This is a genomic window from Vibrio sp. FF145, assembly GCF_041439075.1.
In the GTDB taxonomy this organism is placed as follows: Bacteria; Pseudomonadota; Gammaproteobacteria; order Enterobacterales; family Vibrionaceae; genus Vibrio; species Vibrio tasmaniensis_A.
Map to the genome: position 1 here is coordinate 57,630 of NZ_JBGONH010000017.1, position 21,610 is coordinate 79,239.

The 21,610-nt window shown below is 43.9% G+C and carries 19 protein-coding genes; 8 read left to right on the top strand and 11 right to left on the bottom strand.

The genetic code is table 11. The features are described from left to right. The first annotated feature begins 2 nt into the window (after nucleotides 1-2). The gene (locus ACED42_RS08685; RefSeq protein ID WP_371702187.1) at nucleotides 3-1,310 is read left to right on the top strand and encodes a sensor histidine kinase; all 1,308 of its coding nucleotides are present in this window, start codon (nucleotides 3-5) and stop codon (nucleotides 1,308-1,310) included. Nucleotides 1,311-1,489: 179 nt separating this feature from the next. Here ACED42_RS08685 and ACED42_RS08690 read toward each other — a convergent pair whose 3' ends face one another. The 6 genes from ACED42_RS08690 to ACED42_RS08715 form a co-directional block, all read right to left on the bottom strand. Further along, nucleotides 1,490-2,452, bottom strand: coding sequence for a DUF2860 domain-containing protein (locus ACED42_RS08690; protein WP_371702189.1), 963 nt, complete (start codon nucleotides 2,450-2,452; stop codon nucleotides 1,490-1,492). A gap of 257 nt (nucleotides 2,453-2,709) precedes the next feature. Continuing rightward, nucleotides 2,710-4,521, bottom strand: coding sequence for a class I poly(R)-hydroxyalkanoic acid synthase (gene phaC / locus ACED42_RS08695; protein WP_135381543.1), 1,812 nt, complete (start codon nucleotides 4,519-4,521; stop codon nucleotides 2,710-2,712). Nucleotides 4,522-4,594: 73 nt separating this feature from the next. Continuing rightward, nucleotides 4,595-4,942: a phasin family protein gene (locus ACED42_RS08700; RefSeq protein ID WP_009845466.1), complete on the bottom strand. Its 348-nt coding sequence runs from the start codon at nucleotides 4,940-4,942 to the stop codon at nucleotides 4,595-4,597. A 132-nt stretch (nucleotides 4,943-5,074) separates the two neighbouring features. Further along, nucleotides 5,075-6,286, bottom strand: coding sequence for an acetyl-CoA C-acetyltransferase (locus ACED42_RS08705; protein ID WP_371702191.1), 1,212 nt, complete (start codon nucleotides 6,284-6,286; stop codon nucleotides 5,075-5,077). Nucleotides 6,287-6,312: 26 nt separating this feature from the next. Then, nucleotides 6,313-7,053, bottom strand: a complete 741-nt coding sequence (locus ACED42_RS08710; protein WP_135383803.1) for an SDR family oxidoreductase — start codon at nucleotides 7,051-7,053, stop codon at nucleotides 6,313-6,315. 569 nt (nucleotides 7,054-7,622) lie between these two features. Further along, complete coding sequence (locus tag ACED42_RS08715; protein WP_371702194.1) at nucleotides 7,623-8,300, bottom strand: SH3 domain-containing protein; 678 nt, start codon at nucleotides 8,298-8,300, stop codon at nucleotides 7,623-7,625. Nucleotides 8,301-8,396: 96 nt separating this feature from the next. Here ACED42_RS08715 and ACED42_RS08720 point away from each other — a divergent pair, with 96 nt between their 5' ends. Together ACED42_RS08720 and ACED42_RS08725 are read left to right on the top strand one after the other, a co-directional pair. Beyond that, nucleotides 8,397-8,972, top strand: a complete 576-nt coding sequence (locus tag ACED42_RS08720) for a hypothetical protein (protein ID WP_371702196.1) — start codon at nucleotides 8,397-8,399, stop codon at nucleotides 8,970-8,972. Between the two features lie 260 nt (nucleotides 8,973-9,232). After that, nucleotides 9,233-9,475, top strand: coding sequence for a hypothetical protein (locus tag ACED42_RS08725; RefSeq protein WP_009845471.1), 243 nt, complete (start codon nucleotides 9,233-9,235; stop codon nucleotides 9,473-9,475). Nucleotides 9,476-9,696: 221 nt separating this feature from the next. Here ACED42_RS08725 and ACED42_RS08730 read toward each other — a convergent pair whose 3' ends face one another. After that, entirely contained in the window at nucleotides 9,697-10,155 is a 459-nt protein-coding gene (locus ACED42_RS08730) for an Lrp/AsnC family transcriptional regulator (protein ID WP_009845472.1), read from the bottom strand. 149 nt (nucleotides 10,156-10,304) lie between these two features. Here ACED42_RS08730 and ACED42_RS08735 point away from each other — a divergent pair, with 149 nt between their 5' ends. Together ACED42_RS08735 and ACED42_RS08740 are read left to right on the top strand one after the other, a co-directional pair. Next, nucleotides 10,305-11,234: a DMT family transporter gene (locus ACED42_RS08735; RefSeq protein WP_371702198.1), complete on the top strand. Its 930-nt coding sequence runs from the start codon at nucleotides 10,305-10,307 to the stop codon at nucleotides 11,232-11,234. Between the two features lie 158 nt (nucleotides 11,235-11,392). Beyond that, the gene (locus ACED42_RS08740; RefSeq protein WP_029222913.1) at nucleotides 11,393-11,848 is read left to right on the top strand and encodes a hypothetical protein; all 456 of its coding nucleotides are present in this window, start codon (nucleotides 11,393-11,395) and stop codon (nucleotides 11,846-11,848) included. Nucleotides 11,849-12,115: 267 nt separating this feature from the next. Here the strand turns inward: ACED42_RS08740 and ACED42_RS08745 are convergent, their stop codons facing one another. After that, nucleotides 12,116-12,457, bottom strand: coding sequence for a YggL family protein (locus ACED42_RS08745; protein WP_004731398.1), 342 nt, complete (start codon nucleotides 12,455-12,457; stop codon nucleotides 12,116-12,118). A gap of 254 nt (nucleotides 12,458-12,711) precedes the next feature. On the opposite strand from ACED42_RS08745, the gene ACED42_RS08750 reads away from it, so the two are divergent. Continuing rightward, nucleotides 12,712-14,739, top strand: a complete 2,028-nt coding sequence (locus ACED42_RS08750) for a PhoX family phosphatase (RefSeq protein ID WP_371702200.1) — start codon at nucleotides 12,712-12,714, stop codon at nucleotides 14,737-14,739. A 261-nt stretch (nucleotides 14,740-15,000) separates the two neighbouring features. Here the strand turns inward: ACED42_RS08750 and ACED42_RS08755 are convergent, their stop codons facing one another. The 3 genes from ACED42_RS08755 to ACED42_RS08765 all read right to left on the bottom strand — a co-directional run bounded on the left by ACED42_RS08755 (nucleotide 15,001) and on the right by ACED42_RS08765 (nucleotide 18,210). Then, complete coding sequence (locus tag ACED42_RS08755; protein WP_004731394.1) at nucleotides 15,001-15,621, bottom strand: LysE family translocator; 621 nt, start codon at nucleotides 15,619-15,621, stop codon at nucleotides 15,001-15,003. A gap of 136 nt (nucleotides 15,622-15,757) precedes the next feature. Continuing rightward, a complete protein-coding gene (locus tag ACED42_RS08760; RefSeq protein ID WP_371702202.1) occupies nucleotides 15,758-17,044 on the bottom strand; it encodes a DEAD/DEAH box helicase in 1,287 nt (428 codons plus the stop codon). 182 nt (nucleotides 17,045-17,226) lie between these two features. Further along, the gene (locus ACED42_RS08765; RefSeq protein WP_371702204.1) at nucleotides 17,227-18,210 is read right to left on the bottom strand and encodes a GTP-binding protein; all 984 of its coding nucleotides are present in this window, start codon (nucleotides 18,208-18,210) and stop codon (nucleotides 17,227-17,229) included. 540 nt (nucleotides 18,211-18,750) lie between these two features. Here ACED42_RS08765 and clcA point away from each other — a divergent pair. Both clcA and ACED42_RS08775 read left to right on the top strand, forming a co-directional pair. After that, nucleotides 18,751-20,157, top strand: a complete 1,407-nt coding sequence (clcA, locus tag ACED42_RS08770; RefSeq protein ID WP_029225590.1) for a H(+)/Cl(-) exchange transporter ClcA — start codon at nucleotides 18,751-18,753, stop codon at nucleotides 20,155-20,157. Nucleotides 20,158-20,458: 301 nt separating this feature from the next. Continuing rightward, nucleotides 20,459-21,439, top strand: a complete 981-nt coding sequence (locus tag ACED42_RS08775; RefSeq protein ID WP_017097497.1) for a TDT family transporter — start codon at nucleotides 20,459-20,461, stop codon at nucleotides 21,437-21,439. The last annotated feature ends 171 nt before the right edge of the window (nucleotides 21,440-21,610 follow it).

Here is a 21,610-nt window from a genome sequence, read left to right on the forward strand (position 1 = left end):
CCATGAGCATGAAAAAGAGCTTCCCAATACGGGGTCACCTTACTACCTTTTTCTTGGGCTTGTCACTTCTGACAGCCTTACTATTCGGAGAACTTTTAATCCGTCACTTTGAATATGGAATAGAAGATTCAGTAAAAATGCGACTCGCCAGTGAATGGTTGAGCTTTAACGAAGTACGCCTTATAAATCCAGAAGCCAAACTACCTAAATCTTACGTAGTGTCATTTTATTATGACCAATTGCCTAACATAAAGGTCGATGGTAAAGACGTACTTCGGGATGTGACATTTGTTAATGATGAGTTCACTGTCGTCTTCGTTGATGAAACGGTTACCAACGACATCAAGAAAGAGGCTGTCTTTGGTGTCTACCGTTTTGCTCTCGAAGACGGACGATTGGTATTCGGAGTCGCTCGGTACGACTACCGCCTAATTGGCGACACAATAGATGTGTGGTTCGATCATCGCTTCAACCTTATTATCTATATTGCTCTTGGCTATATATTTTTTATTGTATTAGCGCTTTGGCTCTACAGTTACCGAGTAGGAAAAAAAACCGAACAACTCGTCGAATGGTCAGAAAGCGCGTCCAACGACCTATTGGCGAACCCCGCTCCCAACTTTAAATTCAGTGAATACAATCGAGTTGCGCTTTATCTAGAAAAGGCACTCAGTAAGAATGCGCATTTGGTAGAAAGAGAACAACGTTTTCTATCTCATGCTAGTCACGAATTGAGAACGCCTATTGCAATCATACGAGCAAATATGGAGATCTTAGAGCGCATCTCCCTGCCCTTAGATTTACAGCGCCCGATCAATCGTATCGACCGCGCGAGCAGCAACATGCAGCAAATTACCGAAACCATGCTCTGGCTAGTCCGAAAGAGTGAAACGCCACCGAATCAGAGCTTAGTTTCGGTCGTCGCTTTATTAGATAATTTGATAGAAGAGTTGGAGTATTTAATTCAAGGTGAAGAGATCGACATCATCCGCAATTACCTTCATGCCCCAACAGTGGAACTTCCAGAGACTCCAATCAAAATTGTCGTTGGTAACCTCATTCGTAACGCTTTCCAATACACGCACAGCGGTACGATCCATATCTATTTCGAAAAAAACAGCATAGTGATCAAGAACATCAATACACAGGAACTTGATCTGCCATTTCAAGATAGCTTTGGCCTTGGGCAGGATTTAACCGAGAAAATATGTAAGAAGCTAGGATGGCACCTTGAAGCAGAGGAAATAGAGGGAGGCTTGTTGGCTCGGCTTCATTTGCCGGGCGAAGAAAAATCAAATACCAATGCTTAACTTCGTTTAAGTCGAATGACCAAGCCTCGGGGCAATCCGACCGGGTGTTTTGGTCGCCATTGACTGAATTTAAGCTTCATCACTCATATTCAGTCGCAGCCTCTAGCCGAAAAAGTAAACAATAAAAAGGGCTAACAAATATGCTAGCCCCAACTCATCGTGATTAAGTAGCCAATTACTTAAAAGTGATAGCTAACACCAACACTCATCAAATATCCGCTGGTATCGTAGAATGCGATATTGGAATTGTTACTAGAATAACCCGCTAATGCGTTGAATCCCCAGCCTTCCCAACCCATAACGTCCATATATTCATAGCCAAGCGTTGCGCTATATCCATTGTCTTCACGTGTTTTCTTGAATACTGGATTGGATGCATCATATGAGCGGTGACTGTAATCTGCATTAACCGAGAATGCATGATCATCCACCATCATTATGTAGGTCAACGAGCCAGAGTAATCAGAGAAAGAAACTGCTTTACCGTCTGCAAGATGTTTTTGATAAGACAACGATGGTTCGATAAAAGAGCTCTCACTAACAGGCATCTCCATAGATAAGCTTGCATAATAGCCTTTAGCGTCACGTTGGAGTACACCTGTTGGCACTCCTAGGTGAACGCCCGATTTGTCATTTTTAATGTCTTGCTTGTAGACAGCGAAATCACCCGATAAACCAATATCTAATAAGTTGTCGAGTTGTACACGAAAGGTATCACCAGAGATATCGGTTTTAGTCCTCGCAGTATTGGCTATAAACGGGTCTTCCCATACTTCACCATTTGCGATTGTTGGAAGGTAAGAGAAAGATACAACCGATTCGTTGCCATATTCCAGTGCGTAGCCAAATTCAAAAGCAAAAACACCTTCAATGATATCGCCACGTGAGGTCCCCATAAAGACCTGCTGGTCGCTATCTGAACCAAACGTGTAGCGCAACTGTCCTAGTGGTACAACAAGCGCACTCGAATCCGATTCTCCTTTGCTGTTCAAGCTGCCTTTTTTTACAGCCTCTGAGTCATCGGTTTCACTACCAAAGCCGACCAATACTCCAACTTCGCCTCCCCAGCCTGGTTCATCAAGTTCAGCCAATACATTTGCACTAAACAAAACCCCTAGAGTCATTAACATGCGGTAATTCATCGCTACTTCTCCTTATGAAAGTAGCGAATAGTTTGCCAACTCGAAGGTAAATTTGGGGTGAATAGAGATACTTCATTGTGGGAGCATACTGACGGCATATGCAACAACTCAGACAGCCGTTTTTTTACGACGATTTGTATTGTTACACCTCAAGTGGTAGTGGGCGTTTGGGTATTGATGCGTTTGATAAGTGCACCTCTGATATAAGTGGCTGATACCCTAGCAGAAATAGGTATCAACCACTCACGTTAAACAAGCTAAGCGTCGCTTTTCGGAGCCTGTACATCAACGACTTCTTTATCGACGATAGGAAGTACCTGTTTTACATAGTTACCCGGTGCCTTGCCAATCACAGGGTGAAGCTCGGAACCTTGATTGAAAGGTTCGACTTTCTCGTCAGCTTCAAAGCCTTGTAACCATTGATCCCAGTGTGTCCACCATGAGCCTTCGTTGTGACTTGCGTTGTTTAGCCATTCGTCAGCAGAGTCGTCTAAGTTGTCGTTCAACCAGTAGCCGTATTTCTTTTTCTCTGGATGGTTAACAATGCCTGCGATATGACCAGACTCGCCCAGAACAAACGTCTTGTTGCCACCAGTGTTCAATGCACCACGGTAAGTCCCCTGCCACAACGCGATATGGTCTTCTTTGGTCGAGATGAAGTAGCTTGGTATCTTAATTTTATTCAAATCCATCCATACGCCGCCCACTTTCACGCCTTTGTCTTGAACCAGTTTGTTTTCAAGATAAAGCTCTCGCAGCAAGAAGTTATGGCATTTAGCCGCCACGTTAGTGCTATCACTGTTCCAGTACAGAAGATCAAACTCCATCGGGCTACTGCCTTTGAGGTAGTTATCAATATAGTAGTTCCAGTATAAGCTGTTCTCTCGAAGCAAACTGAACGTCACGCTCAACGAACGACCATCCATATAGCCCTTGCCATCGTTCTGCTTCTCAATAGCATTTATGATTGTCTCATTGATGTACGCGCCCACCTCACCCGGCTGCGAGAAATCCAACAAGGTGGTAAAAAAGGTCGCTGTTTTGATGCGCTTTTTCATGCGCTTCGCAGCGTAGTAAGCCACCGTCGAAGCCAACACCGTACCGCCAATACAGTAACCCGCCGCGTTGATTTGCTCTTTACCTGTGATGTCTTCAATCGCAGAAACGGCTTTAACCACGCCTTCCGTGACATAGTCACCAAACTCAGTGTCCTTCTGCGCTTCACCTGGGTTGCGCCAAGACATCATGAATACGCTATGCCCTTGCTCAAGCAACCAACGCACCATCGAGTTCTTCTCACGAAGGTCGAGAATGTAGTACTTATTGATAAACGGCGGAACAATCAGCAAAGGCGTCGCATTAACTTGTGGTGTCTTTGGGTGGTACTGAATCAGTTCAAACAACTCGTTTTGAAAGACAACATCACCTTCCGTGTTAGCAACATCAACACCTAATCGAAAAGCGTTGTTGTTGGTCATGCGGATCTTGAGTATATCGGCGCTTGCTTCAACGTCTGCTTGTAACTGCTCTAACCCATCGAGAAGGTTTTCACCATTTCGCTCAAGCGTCAGTTTCATCAACTCTGGATTCGTTGCAATAAAGTTGCTTGGAGAGAGAGCATTGATTGCCTGACGAGAAAAGAACGCCACACGCTCTTTGGTTTTCTCGTCGATGCCTTCGATAGAATTGATGGTGTCGATGTAGCTTTTACTGAATAACAAATAGGATTGCTTGATGAAGCTATAGAAAGGGTCGTTCTTCCATGCATCATCGATAAAGCGCTTATCACTGCGATCTTCTGAGATGACACTTTCAGTGTTGCCCATCAGTGCCGCGTTTTGCCAGATTTGCAGTTGCTGTTCCCACCATTGAGATTGCAGCTGAAGCAGGACGGCGGGTTGGTTGGCGGCTTGCTCGAAGATTTTTGATGCATCATCAAAATTCAATTCTTGCATCGCTTGATTTAGGGGAGATTGCGCGGCTTCCTTGTTTTGTTCAAAGTTATCCCACCATTGCTGGTTTGTTTGTTGAAGTTTAACAAGGTAGTCCGAAAAGAAGTGTTGAAACATAACATGACTCCAATAATCGGAAAATCGCCACCGAATGTCACAGTAAAACTGCCTCATTCGATGGCGATTAAATTTATGCAGGTGTGACTGTTTTCAAGTTTTCAGTTGTTAGTGTTTCAACATCGTCTTTGAATTCTTTGGCAGCCGCTTGCAGTTTCGAACTGTCACTCATCATTTGCTGAGACAGTTGAGTTAATGCCGTGAGTTGTTGACTATTGAAAGCGGTCAGGCTGTTTACGTCTTTGATTTCGCTTACTGCCTTCATTTGAGAAAGACCCATATCCGTATAAGTCTGCATCGCATTCATTTGCAGTTCTGTCATCGTTTGAATGTTCTTAGCAACCAACTTGTTGAACTTTAAGTACGGTTCAAATTGCTTTTCTGTTTGGTCAGTAATTGTTTTGAAAATATCCGTGTACATAAGTAACTCCTGATGAATACATAGTTTAATAAATTTGTATAATCATCGTTTCAGCCAACATTCATCTATGAGCTCGCGATGCTTTGAAAAGCTGATCCGATGTTTTTAAGCTTGCTACCGATACCTTAGGCTCTAACCTTCAATACCTTTTAGCAAAACAGCGGTTCCCATTCCTCCACCCACACAGAGCGAAGCAACGCCATAAGTCGTTTTCTGTTCAAGCATTTCATGGATGAGTGAAACAATAATTCGATTGCCAGACGCACCTAGAGGGTGACCAAGCGCGATTGCACCACCATTCACATTGACCTTTGGCTTGAACGCATCAAGCGGCAAATCATGCTGCTCTGACAATTGGTACATTACGCCAAGGGCTTGTGCTGCAAACGCTTCATTCAATTCAAACAAATCTATTTCTTCGAGAGTGAGATTCGCTTTATCAAGCGCTTTAGAAACCGCTTCTACAGGTCCTAACCCCATGATTTTGGGATCTAAACCAGATTGCGCGTAGCTGCTCAGTTCCACTAAAGGTGTCAGGCCATATTTCGCTACCGCCGACTCAGACGCTAAGATGATTGCACTCGCACCATCATTGATGCCTGACGCATTACCAGCGGTGACCGTTCCTTCTCGGTCGAAAGCTGGACGAAGCTTTTGTAGAGCTTCGAATGTCGCATCTGACTTCGGATACTCATCGGTATCAAAAGTGACAGTTTGTCTGCGTTGCTTAACTTCTACAGGCACGATTTGCTCGTTGAACTTACCCGCTTCAATCGCTGCGACGGCTTTCTGTTGGCTTTCTAGGGCATAGTTATCTTGAGCTAGGCGCGAAATATTTAACGTGTTGGCGATATTTTCAGCCGTCATGCCCATGTGGTAGTGATTAAACGCATCGGTTAAGCCATCACCAACCAATAAGTCTTTCATTGAGATATCACCCATTTTGTGACCATTACGAACGCTCGCTGGTACCACAAACGGAATTTGGGACATCACTTCAACGCCAGCAGCAATAACCACTTCAGCATCTTTTGCTTTGATGTGAGCCGCCGCATCCATCACCGATTTCATACCGCTGCCGCAGATCATGTTCACACCGTATGCAGGTGTTTCCTCAGGTAACCCTGCATAGATGGAAGCCTGACGAGCAACCCCCATACCTTGACCTGCCGAAATCACATTACCAACGATCACTTCATCAATCGCATCCAACGAAAGATCTACGGACTCCAACGCGCCTTTGATCGCAACGCCAGCCAACTCGCCCGCAGATACGTTTTTTAGCGACCCGGTGAATGCACCAATAGGAGTACGTTTAGCCGCAACAATAAATACTTTTTCCATTATTCCATTCCCTTCAGTTTCGCCAATTAGTGCATGTACAAGCCGCCATTCACAGACAGTGTTTCGCCTGTAATGTACGCGCCAGATTCACTTGCTAAAAAGCCCACTGCGTCTGCAATTTCTACAGGCGTCGCTAAACGTTTCATTGGGATTTGATTCTTTATAGAATCAAGGACTTCAGGTTTCATTTGTTCAACCATAGGCGTGCCTGTGTAACCAGGGGCAACAACATTTACCGTCACACCGCTTCTAGCCCCCTCTGCTGCCAAGGCTTTTGAAAAACCAATCATTCCAGCTTTAGCCGCCGAGTAGTTAGTTTGCCCGAATTGACCTTTAAGACCATTGACGGAAGAGATGTTGATGACTCGGCAGTTACCCTTTTCACACATAGGAGCGAACAGAGGTTGAGTCACGTTGAAAAGGCTGTTTAAGTTCGTTTCAATCACGTCTTTCCATGCTTCGGCATCCATCTTCTTAAAAACACTGTCACGCGTTATACCCGCATTGTTGACCAACACATCCACCGTTCCTTCTTCTTCCAACAACTTGCTTAAACTCAGCGCACACTCTCCCGTATTGGTGACATCTAATTCAAACAATCTCACTTGATCTTCAGTAAATTGTTTTTCATTAAACCATTCCAATGCGCATTGGTAATTCCCAGTAAAATAAGTCGCGATAACACGATAGCCGTCTGCAACTAATTTAGAGGAAATTGCTGAGCCGATACCGCCTTTTGATCCTGTAATTAAAGCAAGCTTTTTCATTAATGGTTCCATCCCTTACAAGCAATTAAATAACAATGATGTTAATAAGATAATGTCTTAGTTGATAATTAAAATTTACGTTTTGCTTTAATTAAACCCTACAACTCAAAATCAAAAAGTATTATTACAAACCGAAAATAATTTGGGATTATGATTAAAAACGTGACTTGCCTTACAGTTCTAGTGAAATGTTACACATATGTAAATTACCATAAGGCACTGAAATAAATAAGCTTTACTTAATTTCGACTTTATCAGCAAGCAGGTAAGCCTTTGTTAATTAGAGATAAACCAACACTTCCTAGCTTGTTTCAAGAAGAATGCAATGTGGGAATTCGAAATGATTGATCATGAGAATAATAGTAAAGATCTTATTACCCATTAATAAATATTTAATGATGGTTGTATATAAGATTCAATATTAATTACAGGGTAAATAGAAAAAGCCAGCATTATAGATAGCATAAAAAAGCCCACTCAATCTATGAGTAGGCTTTAGTTAATATCTTGGAAAAATAGAGTTAATTAAAAGTCAGTGACGAATACCCACATTAAATAGGAATCGGCTCCTACTTCGTGAATGTTTCATTAGTATTTACATCTAGATAAATTTTGTTTTCAAGAGACAACCCACCACAATAAATAAAATAAACGTCTCGGTTGCTGTATTTAACTGATTTAACCCAACCGCCTAACTCTTCAAAATCACTTGGGTCGCACTCCCCTTCAGAGATAAGTTTAGCTACCGTGTTGCGGAACTTCTCTTGATGGAGCTTCAGATCATCGGATTTAGATAAGTATGAATCTAGTATCTCTCTGTTTTCTTGCTCAGAGATAATCACTTCATCACTAGATAGCCCAGACATTGAAATCCATTCCGCCGTCTGTGGTCCGCCTTCCTTTAAAACAATATAGTCAGAGATACGAGCCCATTCGCCTTGCTTCTCTAGTAGTTCGACCTTTTCACCCTTATAAAGATAGTCGGTTATCAAAGCATCAATTTCGGGCTGCTCGACTACTTTTAGTTTTCTATCTAAAACGTAGAACTCAGTCTGTTCTGGCTCAGGCTGAGTAGTAGTGAGGGATGTAAGGTCAGATTCAGATTGCGCCGCGACTTCAACAGCCGGCGCTTCCTTTTTCTCTGGCGGAGTGGGGTCTTTTTTCATGACGAAGAAGTAGTATGCAGCTCCTCCGCCCAATATTAATAACACAAGTAAAGCGATCAGCGCTTTTTTCATCAAATCCACCAGCTCTTCCGTTTTAGGTATGTTTCAAGTGTACATCAACTCATGTTGCTGCTCATCTATACTCTTAATAGAGAGCGAGTTAAGTAGAGGTAAATCATGAATTTTTTGGTGAAGGTTGTCATTGTGAGTGTACCTTTGAGTGCTAATGTCGCGCTAGCAGACCATTGTGACCGTGAAAACTGGCAAACACTGTTAGATCGCCAGCTCTCATTTGAAGGACGTTATAATCAATACACTGAAGAATTTAACCAAGTTCTCTCGACCTATGAATCACAAACGTTGCTATCGAAACATTTCAACGAAAAGCAGATCATTGGGCTTTGGGCAAAGTACGAACAAAGATTTAATGTGCAGCTCAATAGTCATATGAATACCGCTTATGATGTTTCTGAGGTTCTATTAACACAGGCGTATATTGTGTCTACAGAACTAGATGGAGCGGAGTCTCTAACGCATTCGTGGCAAGCCATAGCTAAACACTGCGCTAAAGCAAGACTACCGCGTCAAACAGAAAGTGCACAGGTACACGTACAAAGCTCACAATCACTCTCGCAAGATCTTCATACACTCAGTAAAAAATTTCGTCAGCTCTCTTCAAAATACCGTAAAGAAGCGACGATGATTGACGAAGCTCGCCACACAAACCAACCGATAAACGATGTACAAAACTAAAATGATTACTCACTTGCTTAACTTGATTATCCCAATAATCATAGTTCGAACAAACCAACACATTCAGAAATATAATCAATCAAAGCTTTATCAATAAGTTGTAAAACTAATGTGGTAACTATCAACAATGACGTTCAATTTCCGACCAATGCAAGCAACTATGTGAGATATTCATCACAAAATAGATTTACAAACGCCAGAAAATTGTTATCATGATTATTCATATAACTTAATAACAAGAAATATTTTGGCTAGGTAATATGCAAAAAACTATGGCTTTCAACTGCTTGAGTAACACGGAAGGGACTGCAGAGATAAGAGGTAAACTTTTATCTGTCGCTAAACACATGGAAGAGTTCGGTTCAGTAAGTGAGCTAGAGCTATGTAAGATATTTGGAGAGACGATTTGGAATGACGGTGTGGATTATCATTCACATGCTTTTTCATTCAGAATCAACGCTCAAACCGGGGATTGTTCAATCTCTAACTTTAAGTATCACTAAGTTTTGCACCTATCATATACGGATGCTCCGTTTTTTATTGTTGCGTATCCGCATTCGTCAGATAGCCGTTAATAGCGACCGTACTTCCTATTAGTCATAAAATCATTTCTTTTTCAGCTCATGTCATCGGGCAGTGTGTCACCTACCTACGGCTTAGTCGGTATAAACTGTTAGTTCATATAGCCCGTTTGTTCGTATAAACCGTTAGCTCGTATAAACAGTCAGTCCGTATAAACCGGAAGTGGCGCATTGCCTTTCACTTGCCTAATCGCAAGATGGGTATGTATGTCTTTTACGTTGGAGAGTCGCTGTAGCTTTCTGGTAAATGCTTCGTAAGCCATCAAGTTAGGGCTGACAACTTCTAACAAGTAATCATAAGCCCCAGATACAACGTGGCAGCTGATGACCTCTTCCATCTCGACAACCGCACTTTCAAATTTATCAATCGACACTTCTTGGTGGTTGTTCAAGCTCACCTCAACAAACACGCTCATTGCGATGCCGACCTGTTCCCGTGACAGGCTCACACGGTAACCATCAATAATCCCTTTTTCTTCCAGTCTTTTGATGCGCCTCGCGCACGGTGAAGCCGATAAGCCAACTTCATCAGCTAACTCAGCGGTGGTTAGCCTGCCGTCTTTCTGAAGCAACTCAAGAAGATGTCTATCAATCCTATCCATAGCAAATACCAATTATTGGTTAAATTCGTTAACAATTGGCAAGATATTAGCAGAAATCATCAACTACAACTCAAGTTAGAACAAAACTTGCCAACCTATGGCACACCAAGTACCCCATAATTAATCATCATTCACTTTCCTTGTTTATTATGAAGCTTGGCTATTTATCAATTACTGTCACTCTGCTCATCTGGGCGAGCTTTTTCCTTTCTCTTAAAGGCGGCGCAAATTCAGATTTAACACCTGCAGACATCGCACTGACTCGATTCCTCATACCAGCATTGGCGTTATTACCTTTGGTGTGGAAAGCACGTAGCACGATCGCTGCTGTCCCGAATCGATACTTGGCCGGTATGTTTGTGGGGTGCGGGTTACCTTATTTACTCGTTGCAGGAACAGCCATGCAGTTCGTTCCGGTATCACACGGGAGTGCTTTAGTTCCGGGAACGCTTCCTCTATTCGTAACAGGGATCGCGGTACTCTTTTTTAAGCAGCCGCTTAGCCGACACCGTGTAGTTGGTTTAGGTCTGGTTTCGCTTGGGATATTGTTGTTTCTGGGAAGTAGCTTAAGTAGCTTCAACTTTGAATATACCAAAGGTCACGTGTTGTTTTTGTTTGGCAGCTTGATGTGGGCGACTTTTACCATCTCAGCACGTGTTGCCAACCTTAATGCGCTCGTGAGTGCAGGTTTTATCTCATTCTGTTCCACCTTGCTGTTGCTGGTCCTTATCCTTACAGGAACCCTCCCTAGCCATTTAATGAGCACACCAATTGCTCAATGGCCAGTCACAGAGCTTGCCGTACATTCAGCGGTGCAAGGCGTCGGTGCAGGCTTAATAGCGGCATTCACTTATCTATATGCTGTTAATACACTAGGAGCAGAACGCTCAGCCGCTTTTGGTAGTGCAACACCTGCTGTTGCAACCTTGTTGGCGATCCCACTGTTCAACGAAATTCCGGATACGATGACTTGGTTAGCGCTTGGTTCAATTTGTATCGGCAGCTTGGTCGCGAGCAACATTTTCATGAGAAACGACCAGTCTATGCAATATCAACCGCCAAGCCATAGCAAAGCCTGATACTGCGTTCAAACCTAAATACAGTTTCCCTAAACATCAATTTTAGGGCTTGTAGTACATAGATAAGCCTACAAACGTAGGCTTATCTAAAATCTGCTTTTTCTGAACTCGCTTCTCCATTAAACTGTCTGACCTTTTTGCAGATCCAAGAGAACACCATGCAACGCGATTACACTTTAACTTGCTTAAACAACATGCCTCGTGAAGAACTAGAAGAATTTAGTTTAAGAATGATTCATCGCCTTGTCCCTGAAGATGCAATGACGGAACTGTTTACGTTCGAACAGGAAGAAGTGACCAATGAAGAGCGTATGCAATCAGCGAAGTTTGATGCGATGTTGCGAATGACAGCAATCGCGCTGAGTGAAGTGAATCTTGCGTTTAGTGAGTCGGATAACTCACAGCAAAACATCGAGCGCATGACTCGACTATTGCTTTGGCACTTCTATGCAATGTCGTTCAACCTTGAGCAAGCGATCAGCCTTGAAACTCACTGTGACAAAGTCGAGAAGATTTTGTCGAAAGCACCGACAGAAGCATTTGGTTGGGTTAAAGAGCTCACAGAGTTGCTGCACTTCTATGCAAAAGTGAACGAAGAAAACGACGCTAAGTAAAGAGCACTAAGTCACGGGACGAATTGAAAAAGCGCATATTTCCAATTCTGCTTCAAACACTCCAACTAGTTGCTCGCTCCCCCTTGGACAAGTCGTACAGGTTCTAAATCGAAGAAACCTACAACACTCGAAACCCGAGGTCTGGTGTTGAGCTGACCAAACGCAAAAGGCCCAATCGACATACCGACTGGGCCTTTTATCTGATGTGTCAAAGTTCTCTCACGAAAGCTCAATCGATTTCAGCTGAGCGAACCATACATCACCAAATTAGAATGCGTAGTTTGCGTCAACAAGTTCGCTTACTTCAACTTTGCTTACTTCTGCGCGAGCTTCAAGCCACTGCGCTACTTGCAGTTGCTCTGCTTCTGTCACTGAACGGTAGCGCTCAATAGAACATAAGAAACCTTCGAACAGCTCTAAACCACCGCCACCAAAGCACAGGCCGATGCTGTCGATAAAATCGATAAATTCATCGATGAACACATCGTATTGGTCAAAATCAGCAATCGAAGTCGTGCAGCTTACTTCAAAACCTAGAATAGCGAATTCACCTAGGTATAACTTCTTGCGTAGGCGGCGATTTTTGTTTTCGATTTTATCTAATTTCATAACTGTCTCTCTTTTCGTTTGATAAAGCATTTATACACAGTTCTTCGTTAATTCCCAAGAGTTTTGTATTGCACGAGAGGGTTAGCAGCAAAAATCGTGCTACAGAAACAAAACCTTAATCAAAACTATAAAAATCTGTCACTTAACTGCTTCACGATTGCTCACACATCAGCCCAAGTTATTAACCAATTCATTAGTAAGTGGGTAAGTCATAAATAACGAATAATAAAGTCAGCCAACAGGAAGCAGTCCCGATGAGCAAGGAAACATTTGATAGCACTCGTTTTAACAAGAGTAACAACAAGCCTTTCGAAGAAGTTCTAGATGCAAACCTTTCAAGAAGAAACGTTCTGAAAGGCGGTTTAGGCATCAGTGCAATGACCGCATTTGGCGCGTTTGGTTTAGCAGGTCACAGCACGGCTAACGCTGCGACAATGCAAGCAACGGGCGCACAAAAAAGCACTGCAACACTTGCATTCGAATCGGTTAAAGGATCATTGACAGACAGTGTCGTTGTACCAAAAGGCTATACAGCACAGGTATTAGTTCCTTGGGGTACTCCACTCAACAAGCAAGGCAATGCTTGGTTAAAAGACGGCACCAACAATGCACAAGATCAAGCTAACTCACTGGGCATGCACCACGACGGTATGCACTTCTTCCCGCTTAATGGCAACAGCAACGACGGTTTGTTGGTAATCAACCACGAATACATCGACCAAAAAGCACTGCACGCCAACGGCCCAACATACAACGAAGGCGCTCGCCCTAGCCTTGATGAAGTACGTAAAGAGATCAACGCGCACGGCGTGAGTGTTGTTCGAGTGAAACTGGAAGGCAACCAATGGGTGATGGTCGATAACGATCCACTGAACCACCGCTACACAGGCGCAACAGTAATGGACCTGTCGGGCCCTGTCGCTCACAGTGAATTTACCAAAACCAAGTTCTCACAAGACGGCAGCCAAGCTCGTGGCACACTGAACAACTGTGGTAATGGCTACACGCCATGGGGGACGTACCTAACGTGTGAAGAAAACTGGCCGGGCTATTTCGTAAACAAAGGCGAGACAACGCCAGCACAAGAGCGTATTGGTATCGCAACCGACAAAACACGTTACGGTTGGGACACACTTTCAGGTAACAAACAAGAACGCTTAGACGAATTTGCACGCTTTGATGTAACACCAAGCGCTGATTCACCGATTGATGATTACCGTAACGAAGCACACGGTCACGGCTACATTGTTGAAATCGACCCATACACAGCAAACTCTCGCGCTAAGAAACGTTCTGCACTGGGTTGTTTCCGTCATGAAGGCTGTACGTTCGGTAAGTTGACCGAAGGCGAGCCGATCGTATTCTACTCTGGTCACGATTCTCGTTTTGAATACCTGTACAAATTCGTTTCTGAAGAGAAATGGGACCCGCGTGATGCAGAGCCGAGCAATCGCCTAAGTACGGGTGACAAGTACATGGACAAAGGCACACTGTATGTGGCTAAGTTCAACGATGATGGTTCAGGTACTTGGCTACCACTAACGTTGAGCAGCAAGACTACAAACGGCGGCAAGCTAGGTGATTCATTTGACTCTCAAGCAGAACTTATCATTAATACCGCAGGTGCAGCCGACCTTGTTGGTGCAACGCCAATGGATCGCCCTGAATGGTGCTCTGTTGACCCAATGACGGGGACGGCTTACCTAACGCTAACCAATAACAACAAGCGTAAAGAAGCGAACTCTGCGAACCCTCGCGTAGACAACAAGTTCGGTCATGTTATTCGTTGGGATGAAGGTAAAACGGCAGGCGAGTTCGATTGGGATATATTCGTATTTGGCTCTCCAGCAGTAGAAGACAAGTCTATTAACCGCTCAGGTCTAACAGACATGAACCAATTCGCGAGCCCTGACGGCTTAGCGTTTGATGCTCGTGGCATCTTGTGGATTCAGACAGATAACGGCGCAGACGAAGTAACGGGCTACACCAATGACCAAATGCTGGCAGTGGTTCCATCTCAGTTAACGGATGACAACGGCAACAGCGCGGTAATTGATGCAAACAACCAAGCACAACTTAAACGCTTCTTTGTTGGTCCAAACGGTTGCGAAGTAACAGGCTTTACCATTAGCCCTGATTACAAATCACTGTTTGTGAACATTCAACACCCTGCAAACTGGCCATCGTCAGAAGATGCGACCGCACAGACTAAAGGCAATGTGCGCCCAAGAGCATCTACCGTTGTGATTCGTCGTGAAGACGGCGGTGAAATCGCGGTTTAATAAGCAAATCTAGCTAAGATCAGTAACCTTACTGTTATCTAATTTCTGTTCGCTAGCTAAGTAAAATCAAAAAGAGCGATAAGGCCAAACGCCCTATCGCTCTTTTTATATTCTATACGCTCTTTGACTCAACTAATGATCTGCGGCTTTGTAAACTGCTCTTCACCCCAAACCAAATCACGTACCGTCATCCTCGAGAAGGAGGAACGACTGAGTCAGGGATCTCAACCGTTATCGTTGATCGCAATCCGTTAATCACAGTTAACTCACGAACAACCACACGCCAACGCCCATCATTAACGTACCTGCAATACGGTTCATCAACTTAACGTTATCGGCTTTACCCAGCATATGTTTTAGGCTCTTACCGCCTGTCGCGTATAAGGTCATGCAGACAAATTCAGAAACCAGAATAATCGACACTAAAATCAACAACTGCGGTGCTAAGTCTTTATTGCTGTTAATAAAAGGAGGCAGTAACGAAATCATGAATGCCCAGCCTTTCGGGTTCGCAATCGCTGTCACGAAGCCTTGAACCACCAAGTCCCAATCATTGCTGACTTTTGTTGTTTGGTTGTCAGTGCTGATCGCCAGTTTACCTCTCGAACGCCACATCTGAACGCCTAAATAGAACAAGTAAGCTGCACCAACAAATTTGAAGCCCGTAAATAGCCACGGGTAGTTCAACATAATAGATGCAATACCCAATACCGCAGCAATAGAAACCACCGCAACACCAGCCAATTCACCGATCATCATCCATAATGTACGCTTGTATCCAACACTCATTCCAAGTGTCAACGCCAAGGTCATACACATACCGGGCGTAATTGACACAAAGAAAAATGTGGGAATAAAAGCCCAAAGTAGTGCGCTATCCATATTATTACCTTATCGACTTATTTTTATTTAAGTGTTTAGCTTGTTGAGCTGTCTTTCTAAGGAGCTACCTTATATTTAGCGACACAACGAAAAAGAGCCACAATACAGTGGCTCTTTTCCATTACCAACCGTAATTTTACTTACGACGGTTTTTAATTCGCTTCATCATAGTCAAACGACGTTCTGCGCTTGCTTGATCTTGAGGCTCTTCGTTCGCGTTGTTCTTACGACCTTGGCGGTTTTTGTACGCCGATTTAGTGTTCAGCTTCTCGATGTAAGCATCACGTTTCTTCGGTTCATAACCCGGTTGTTCAACACGGCGAATACGTTGTTGAATCAGTGTTTCAACTTGAACAACAGTCAACTCTTCTTCGCGGTTAACGAAAGAAATCGCATGACCTTGTTTACCAGCGCGACCTGTACGGCCAATACGGTGAACGTAATCTTCCGCTAGGAAAGGCATGTCGTAGTTAATTACATGTGGTAAGTCTTCGATATCAAGACCACGAGCTGCAACGTCGGTTGCTACCATCACACGTGCTCTGCCTTCTTTGAAGTCATCCAAAGCACGACGACGAGCGCTTTGTGCTTTATCACCGTGACAAAGTACCGCTTTAATGCCGTCTAATTTAAGCTCTTTAACAACGTCATTCGCTGTTTCTTTGTAGTTCACGAACACAAGCACTTGGCGCCAGTTTTTACGGCCAATCAGCTCAGAAAGCAGTTCTGTTTTACGCTCTTGATCCACAGGGTAAACCACGTGACCAACAGTAGAAGCCGTTGAGTTTTCGCGCTCAACACTGATACGTTTTGGTTTACGTAGAATATCAACAGACAGTTGGTTTAACTGAGTAGAAGTCGTTGCAGAGAACATCATGATTTGCGGTGATGTTTCTACATCTAGCATGATCTTACGAACGGCATTAATGAAGCCCATATCAAGGATACGGTCAGCTTCATCAAATACTAGAAATTCTAGGTTTGCGATAGACACGTTACCCGCTTCTAAGTGCTCTTCTAAACGTCCAGGTGTTGCAACCAAAATATCCACACCCAGCTCTAATTGACGAACTTGTGAAGACATTTTGTTACCACCGTAAACCGCTGAAACGCTTAGTTCAGTGTATTTAACGTAGTCTTTAATGTTTTGAGCGATCTGCGCAGCAAGCTCACGAGTTGGAGCAAGAATAAGGCCGCGAGCCGTTCCTCTAGACGCCTTTTTGTCGCTGTTCAAAAGGTGTTGGATAACAGGCAATGAAAATGCCGCTGTTTTACCCGTACCGGTTTGAGCAGTAGCAAAAATATCATGGCCTTTACGAGCCATTGGAATCGCTTTTTGTTGAATTGGAGTGAGTTTTTCATAACCACACTCAGTCAACGCTTTGACTAATTCAGGAGCAAAACCTTGAGAGGAAAATGACATTGTTACGGGTTCCTTAAGCAGACAGCCTACATTCTTATTTCAGCCGAGCACTATAAAGTAATTAGAGTGATTTATCTCACATTTATCGTGATATAACGCAAACTTTCTCATTTAATCTGGTGTTTATCCCACCTTCAACGAGGTAAACACCAAGATCCTTGGTTCAAACAGCAAAAACAGGGCTATTTGATGCCACACAGCTTGAGTAGAATCTGCTCGAGATCGCTCCACGGCATTAGCTGCGAGTCAATCACTTCAAGACGAGACTCAAAGCCGTCCAGTGTAATTTCATTCACAGATACAACTTGATTCGCCACGTTGAACGCGTAGCAACCTTGGTCAGTATTTACCACGGCTTTCACGCGCTCAGCCGTTAGCTCCGACAACATTGAGAATAGCGCATCGAAGTCGAACTTATGCTCTGCGCCAAACAACCAACCACAACTAAAATAACCCTGCCCTTTATTCTCTTTACGGATAAACGCTTCACCGGGAGGCAGTTGGAATTGAGGCTCTTGTTCAGCGTGGTCATGATGATGCGCTTCAAGATGAGAGGAAGCACTGCCGTAAACCCTTTCAATGTCCAACACTTCCAATGGCACCTCACCATCGTGAATCAGCTTATGGAATACTTTTGCTGGCGTTTGATCCGTCACCCAATCATTGAACACATCGATGTCTTCAGAATGAACAAGGTCAACTTTAGTACCAAGAATCACATCTGCACTGTCCAGTTGGTCATTGAAATTCTGATTCGAGGTGTACTTTTCATTAGATAGATTTCGAGGGTCAACCAAACCAAGCGTCGCTTTTAAATCAACATAAGGTGTGTATTGCTCTGAAGTTAACGTCGCAATAACCTGCTTTGGATGACCAAGCCCTGTAGGTTCAATCAATAAACGGTCCGGCTTCTGGCGTAGTAAAGCATTAATACCCACTGACATAGGCACACCAGCGGTACAGCACATGCAGCCACCCGGTACTTCTTTAATCAAAGCACCTTGATCTGTCATCAATGCGCCATCGATGCCAATTTCCCCGAACTCATTAACCAGAACAGCCCAGTTTTCATTCTCAGGTTTATTTTTGAGCAGGTTCAAAATAGCTGTCGTTTTGCCAACACCCAAGAAACCCGTAATTATGTTTGTAGGAACTTTTTTGGTCATATCAGTTCTCCTTTTTTTAGGAGTATATACACAATCACGGAGAAATTGACCCCAATCGCTTGTTTATACGGAGAATGATTTAAGCCAGAAGTTGTATGAGTGTCACTAGAAAGGGGGGAACTATGAAAAAGGAATGCTCCAGACGAACTAAAGGCGTACTTACTCAGTACGCCTCACCCTCGTTACTCAATCGTGAGTTCGCGAATCAGGAAGCCTTAAATATCGACCTGAACATTTAACGAGGAACTAAAACTTTATTCTGAATCCATCCAAATTGTGTGTAAAACCTCACTTCTCCTTGCGGTTCGTTATGTTGCTTTACGATTTAACTATGGTTCATTTTTGGGGATATTCAAGCCGCCACCGGAGAATCGATCAAAATTGTGACGGCGATTCAACTATTGCCTATAGATTCCATTTATGTAACACGTATATTCCATAAATGAAATTCAACTTTGCATCTTTGCTGCTATAGGATATGCAGAGGACGCGTATAATTTATTGCAGTCCCGCCTCAACCCATTCAGGAGCCTTATCTCAATGACCAGAAGAGAGAAAATTAAGCAGTCCCTACTCGCCAAAATGCCAAGGGATGCTATTAATCAATTTCTCTCAAGAGATAAAACACCCGCTTCCGTTCTCTTTCTTTCTTGTATTGTAGGTGTACTTGCTGGCGTGGTGGGTACCTATTTCGAAGTCGCGGTTCATTTCATCACAGAAACTCGTACCGATTGGCTTAAAGATGAAATCGGTAGCTATTTACCCCTTTGGCTGGCCGCTTTCCTTATTAGTGCTGCATTTGCCTTTATTGGTTACTTCCTCGTTCACCGCTTTGCTCCAGAGGCTGCAGGCTCAGGCATCCCCGAAATTGAAGGTGCTATGGACGGTATGCGCCCTGTTCGATGGTGGAGAGTATTGCCAGTAAAATTCTTTGGCGGTATGGGCGCATTAGGCTCTGGTATGGTTTTAGGTCGAGAAGGACCAACCGTTCAAATGGGCGGCAGTATTGGTCGCATGGTCACCGATATCTTTCGAGTCAAAGATGACGACGCCCGACATTCACTATTGGCTTCGGGTGCCGCAGGTGGTTTGGCCGCGGCATTCAACGCACCACTCGCCGGAATCATGTTTGTAGTCGAGGAGATGAGACCACAGTTTCGCTACTCACTCATTTCAATCAAAGCCGTCATCATCTCGGCGGTTTCAGCCAATATTGTATTTCGTTCGATCAATGGCCAATCTGCCGTTATCACAATGCCTCAATACCAACCGCCTGAACTCGATGCTCTGTGGTTATTCTTGTTGTTAGGCGTATTGTTCGGCCTGTTTGGTGTGATTTTCAATAAGCTGATTACACTTTCGCAAGACCTGTTTGTTGCAATACACAAGAATGATCGTAAACGCTACTTAATGACAGGCTCCCTGTTGGGCGGTTGCTTTGGCTTATTGCTGCTCTATATACCAGAGTTGACTGGCGGTGGTATTGGTATCATCCCAAATATCACTAATGGCAACTACAGCGCAAACGTGCTGCTGTTAATCTTCTTAGGGCGCGTGCTGACCACGCTACTTTGTTTCGGCTCTGGTGCACCGGGTGGTATCTTTGCACCAATGCTTGCTCTAGGAACACTCTTTGGTTACGCGTTTGGGCTTATCGCAGCTGCATTCTTCCCTGAACTGAACATAGAGCCGGGTATGTTTGCGATTGCCGGCATGGGCGCCTTATTTGCCGCCACCGTGCGAGCACCTATCACAGGCATACTGTTGGTTATTGAAATGACCAATAACTACTACCTCATCTTGCCGTTGATCATCACCTGCTTAGGCGCGGTAATCATTGCTCAGATGTTAGGTGGTCAGCCAATTTACAGCCAACTACTTAACCGTACGCTGAAAAACGAGAAACTAAGACAGCAAGATCTCCCTCAGCAAGAGGAAGTTCGTTAATTACATTGAAAACGTCAGTTCAAATGTGGGACTTAAACGTAACTCGTTGAGTTCCACTAATACAATCAAATCCCACTAATACAATAAGCAAACCAAGCTCAATATTTATAGAACACTCAAGAAAATCAAAAACACTTTCATCGCGCTTTATATATCAATTTCGAATCAAAACCTTAAAAGCAAACGTTAAACTTGCTATTATCCACGAAATTATTTACATGCCTAACAACACCGATGGTGAGCATGACTGAACGTTTTGATTAGAGTATACGTTCTACATTTAACTGAGTGGAGCAAGTCGTTGAACTGGAGAAGATTAACCCAAGTAAAGAATGTTCCACCATCTCAGGCATCTTTAGCACTTGGCGTTATAGGGCTTGGGCAAGCTTGGGCATTATATCTGCCAGGGGTTGGTGAGATCATTCGCCCTTACCTTGCTGCATTTGGCGCACTGTTATTGCTACCCGTTTTACTTCGTTATCTCACCAGCTTTAATACTTTCATCAATGACATTCGTCACCCGCTTAGTGGAAGCTTGATGGCGCCGATGAGCATGGCGTTATTGATTCTATGTGACTATCTGGCCGAGATATCTCCAATAATCGCCTATCCAGTCTGGTTCTGCGCGTTGTTGTTGCATTTTACCATGATGGTGTTGTTCTTTAGTTTCCAGATCCTCAATTTCAAAATGTCGAACATTGTGCCGAGTTGGTTCCTGTATCCCGTGGGGTTAATCAGCAGTTCCTTAGCAGGTACACAGTTTGGACACACCGTTTTTTCAGAGACACTGGCGGCCACTTGTATCGGTATCTATTTCCTCATGCTGCCAGTGGTGTTGTATCGCTTGGTGTTCGAGGGAAACCTGCCACGCCGAGCAAGACCAACACTCGCAATCATGGCGGCTCCGGTTAACTTATCTTTAGCCGCTTACTTGGTGAACTTCGACAACCCAGATCCGATTCTGACAGGAGCATTGGCTGGCATTGCTATCACCATGACTCTATTGATTTACTTATGTTACATCCGTCTAATGCGTCTGAAGTTCCAACCTTCGATTGCAGCCGTCACCTTCCCGTCCGTGATCAGCGCCATTGCTATGCACCGCTTAACCACATTTTTCGGTGCTGAATACCCACAATGGTATTGGCTGCATAAATTCGGCTTCTTTGAATTAACCATCGCGACCATCCTAGTGATTTGGGTGGCAGGCGGTTATGTGAAAATGTACTGGCCTGAGTTTTTTGATTCTGATTACATGTCCAAAAAGGTTAAGCGTTCTTAAAACGAACGCCAGAAGATCTTACCCTGATCACCCCCTACTCCAATCTCCAATTGTCTCTCGCTGGACAAACCAAACGAAAAAAGGCCTCACAATGTGATAATGCCGTTCGGATAAGCATTATTGCTTGAACCTGAACGGATATTTGGCTGGGACAAAGAGGACTGAACGTGG

Excerpts from the sequence above, each read along its gene's own strand:
- ACED42_RS08700 (WP_009845466.1), bottom strand. The coding sequence starts at position 4,942 with ATGTACACGGATATTTTCAAAACAATTACTGACCAAACAGAAAAGCAA.
- ACED42_RS08765 (WP_371702204.1), bottom strand. The coding sequence starts at position 18,210 with ATGACCAAAAAAGTTCCTACAAACATAATTACGGGTTTCTTGGGTGTT.
- ACED42_RS08730 (WP_009845472.1), bottom strand. The coding sequence starts at position 10,155 with ATGGATAGGATTGATAGACATCTTCTTGAGTTGCTTCAGAAAGACGGC.
- phaC (WP_135381543.1), bottom strand. The coding sequence starts at position 4,521 with ATGTTTCAACACTTCTTTTCGGACTACCTTGTTAAACTTCAACAAACA.
- clcA (WP_029225590.1), top strand. The coding sequence starts at position 18,751 with ATGACCAGAAGAGAGAAAATTAAGCAGTCCCTACTCGCCAAAATGCCA.
- ACED42_RS08760 (WP_371702202.1), bottom strand. The coding sequence starts at position 17,044 with ATGTCATTTTCCTCTCAAGGTTTTGCTCCTGAATTAGTCAAAGCGTTG.
- ACED42_RS08685 (WP_371702187.1), top strand. The coding sequence starts at position 3 with ATGAGCATGAAAAAGAGCTTCCCAATACGGGGTCACCTTACTACCTTT.
- ACED42_RS08740 (WP_029222913.1), top strand. The coding sequence starts at position 11,393 with ATGCAACGCGATTACACTTTAACTTGCTTAAACAACATGCCTCGTGAA.
- ACED42_RS08720 (WP_371702196.1), top strand. The coding sequence starts at position 8,397 with ATGAATTTTTTGGTGAAGGTTGTCATTGTGAGTGTACCTTTGAGTGCT.
- ACED42_RS08690 (WP_371702189.1), bottom strand. The coding sequence starts at position 2,452 with ATGAATTACCGCATGTTAATGACTCTAGGGGTTTTGTTTAGTGCAAAT.
- ACED42_RS08750 (WP_371702200.1), top strand. The coding sequence starts at position 12,712 with ATGAGCAAGGAAACATTTGATAGCACTCGTTTTAACAAGAGTAACAAC.
- ACED42_RS08735 (WP_371702198.1), top strand. The coding sequence starts at position 10,305 with ATGAAGCTTGGCTATTTATCAATTACTGTCACTCTGCTCATCTGGGCG.
- ACED42_RS08745 (WP_004731398.1), bottom strand. The coding sequence starts at position 12,457 with ATGAAATTAGATAAAATCGAAAACAAAAATCGCCGCCTACGCAAGAAG.
- ACED42_RS08755 (WP_004731394.1), bottom strand. The coding sequence starts at position 15,621 with ATGGATAGCGCACTACTTTGGGCTTTTATTCCCACATTTTTCTTTGTG.
- ACED42_RS08710 (WP_135383803.1), bottom strand. The coding sequence starts at position 7,053 with ATGAAAAAGCTTGCTTTAATTACAGGATCAAAAGGCGGTATCGGCTCA.
- ACED42_RS08705 (WP_371702191.1), bottom strand. The coding sequence starts at position 6,286 with ATGGAAAAAGTATTTATTGTTGCGGCTAAACGTACTCCTATTGGTGCA.
- ACED42_RS08725 (WP_009845471.1), top strand. The coding sequence starts at position 9,233 with ATGCAAAAAACTATGGCTTTCAACTGCTTGAGTAACACGGAAGGGACT.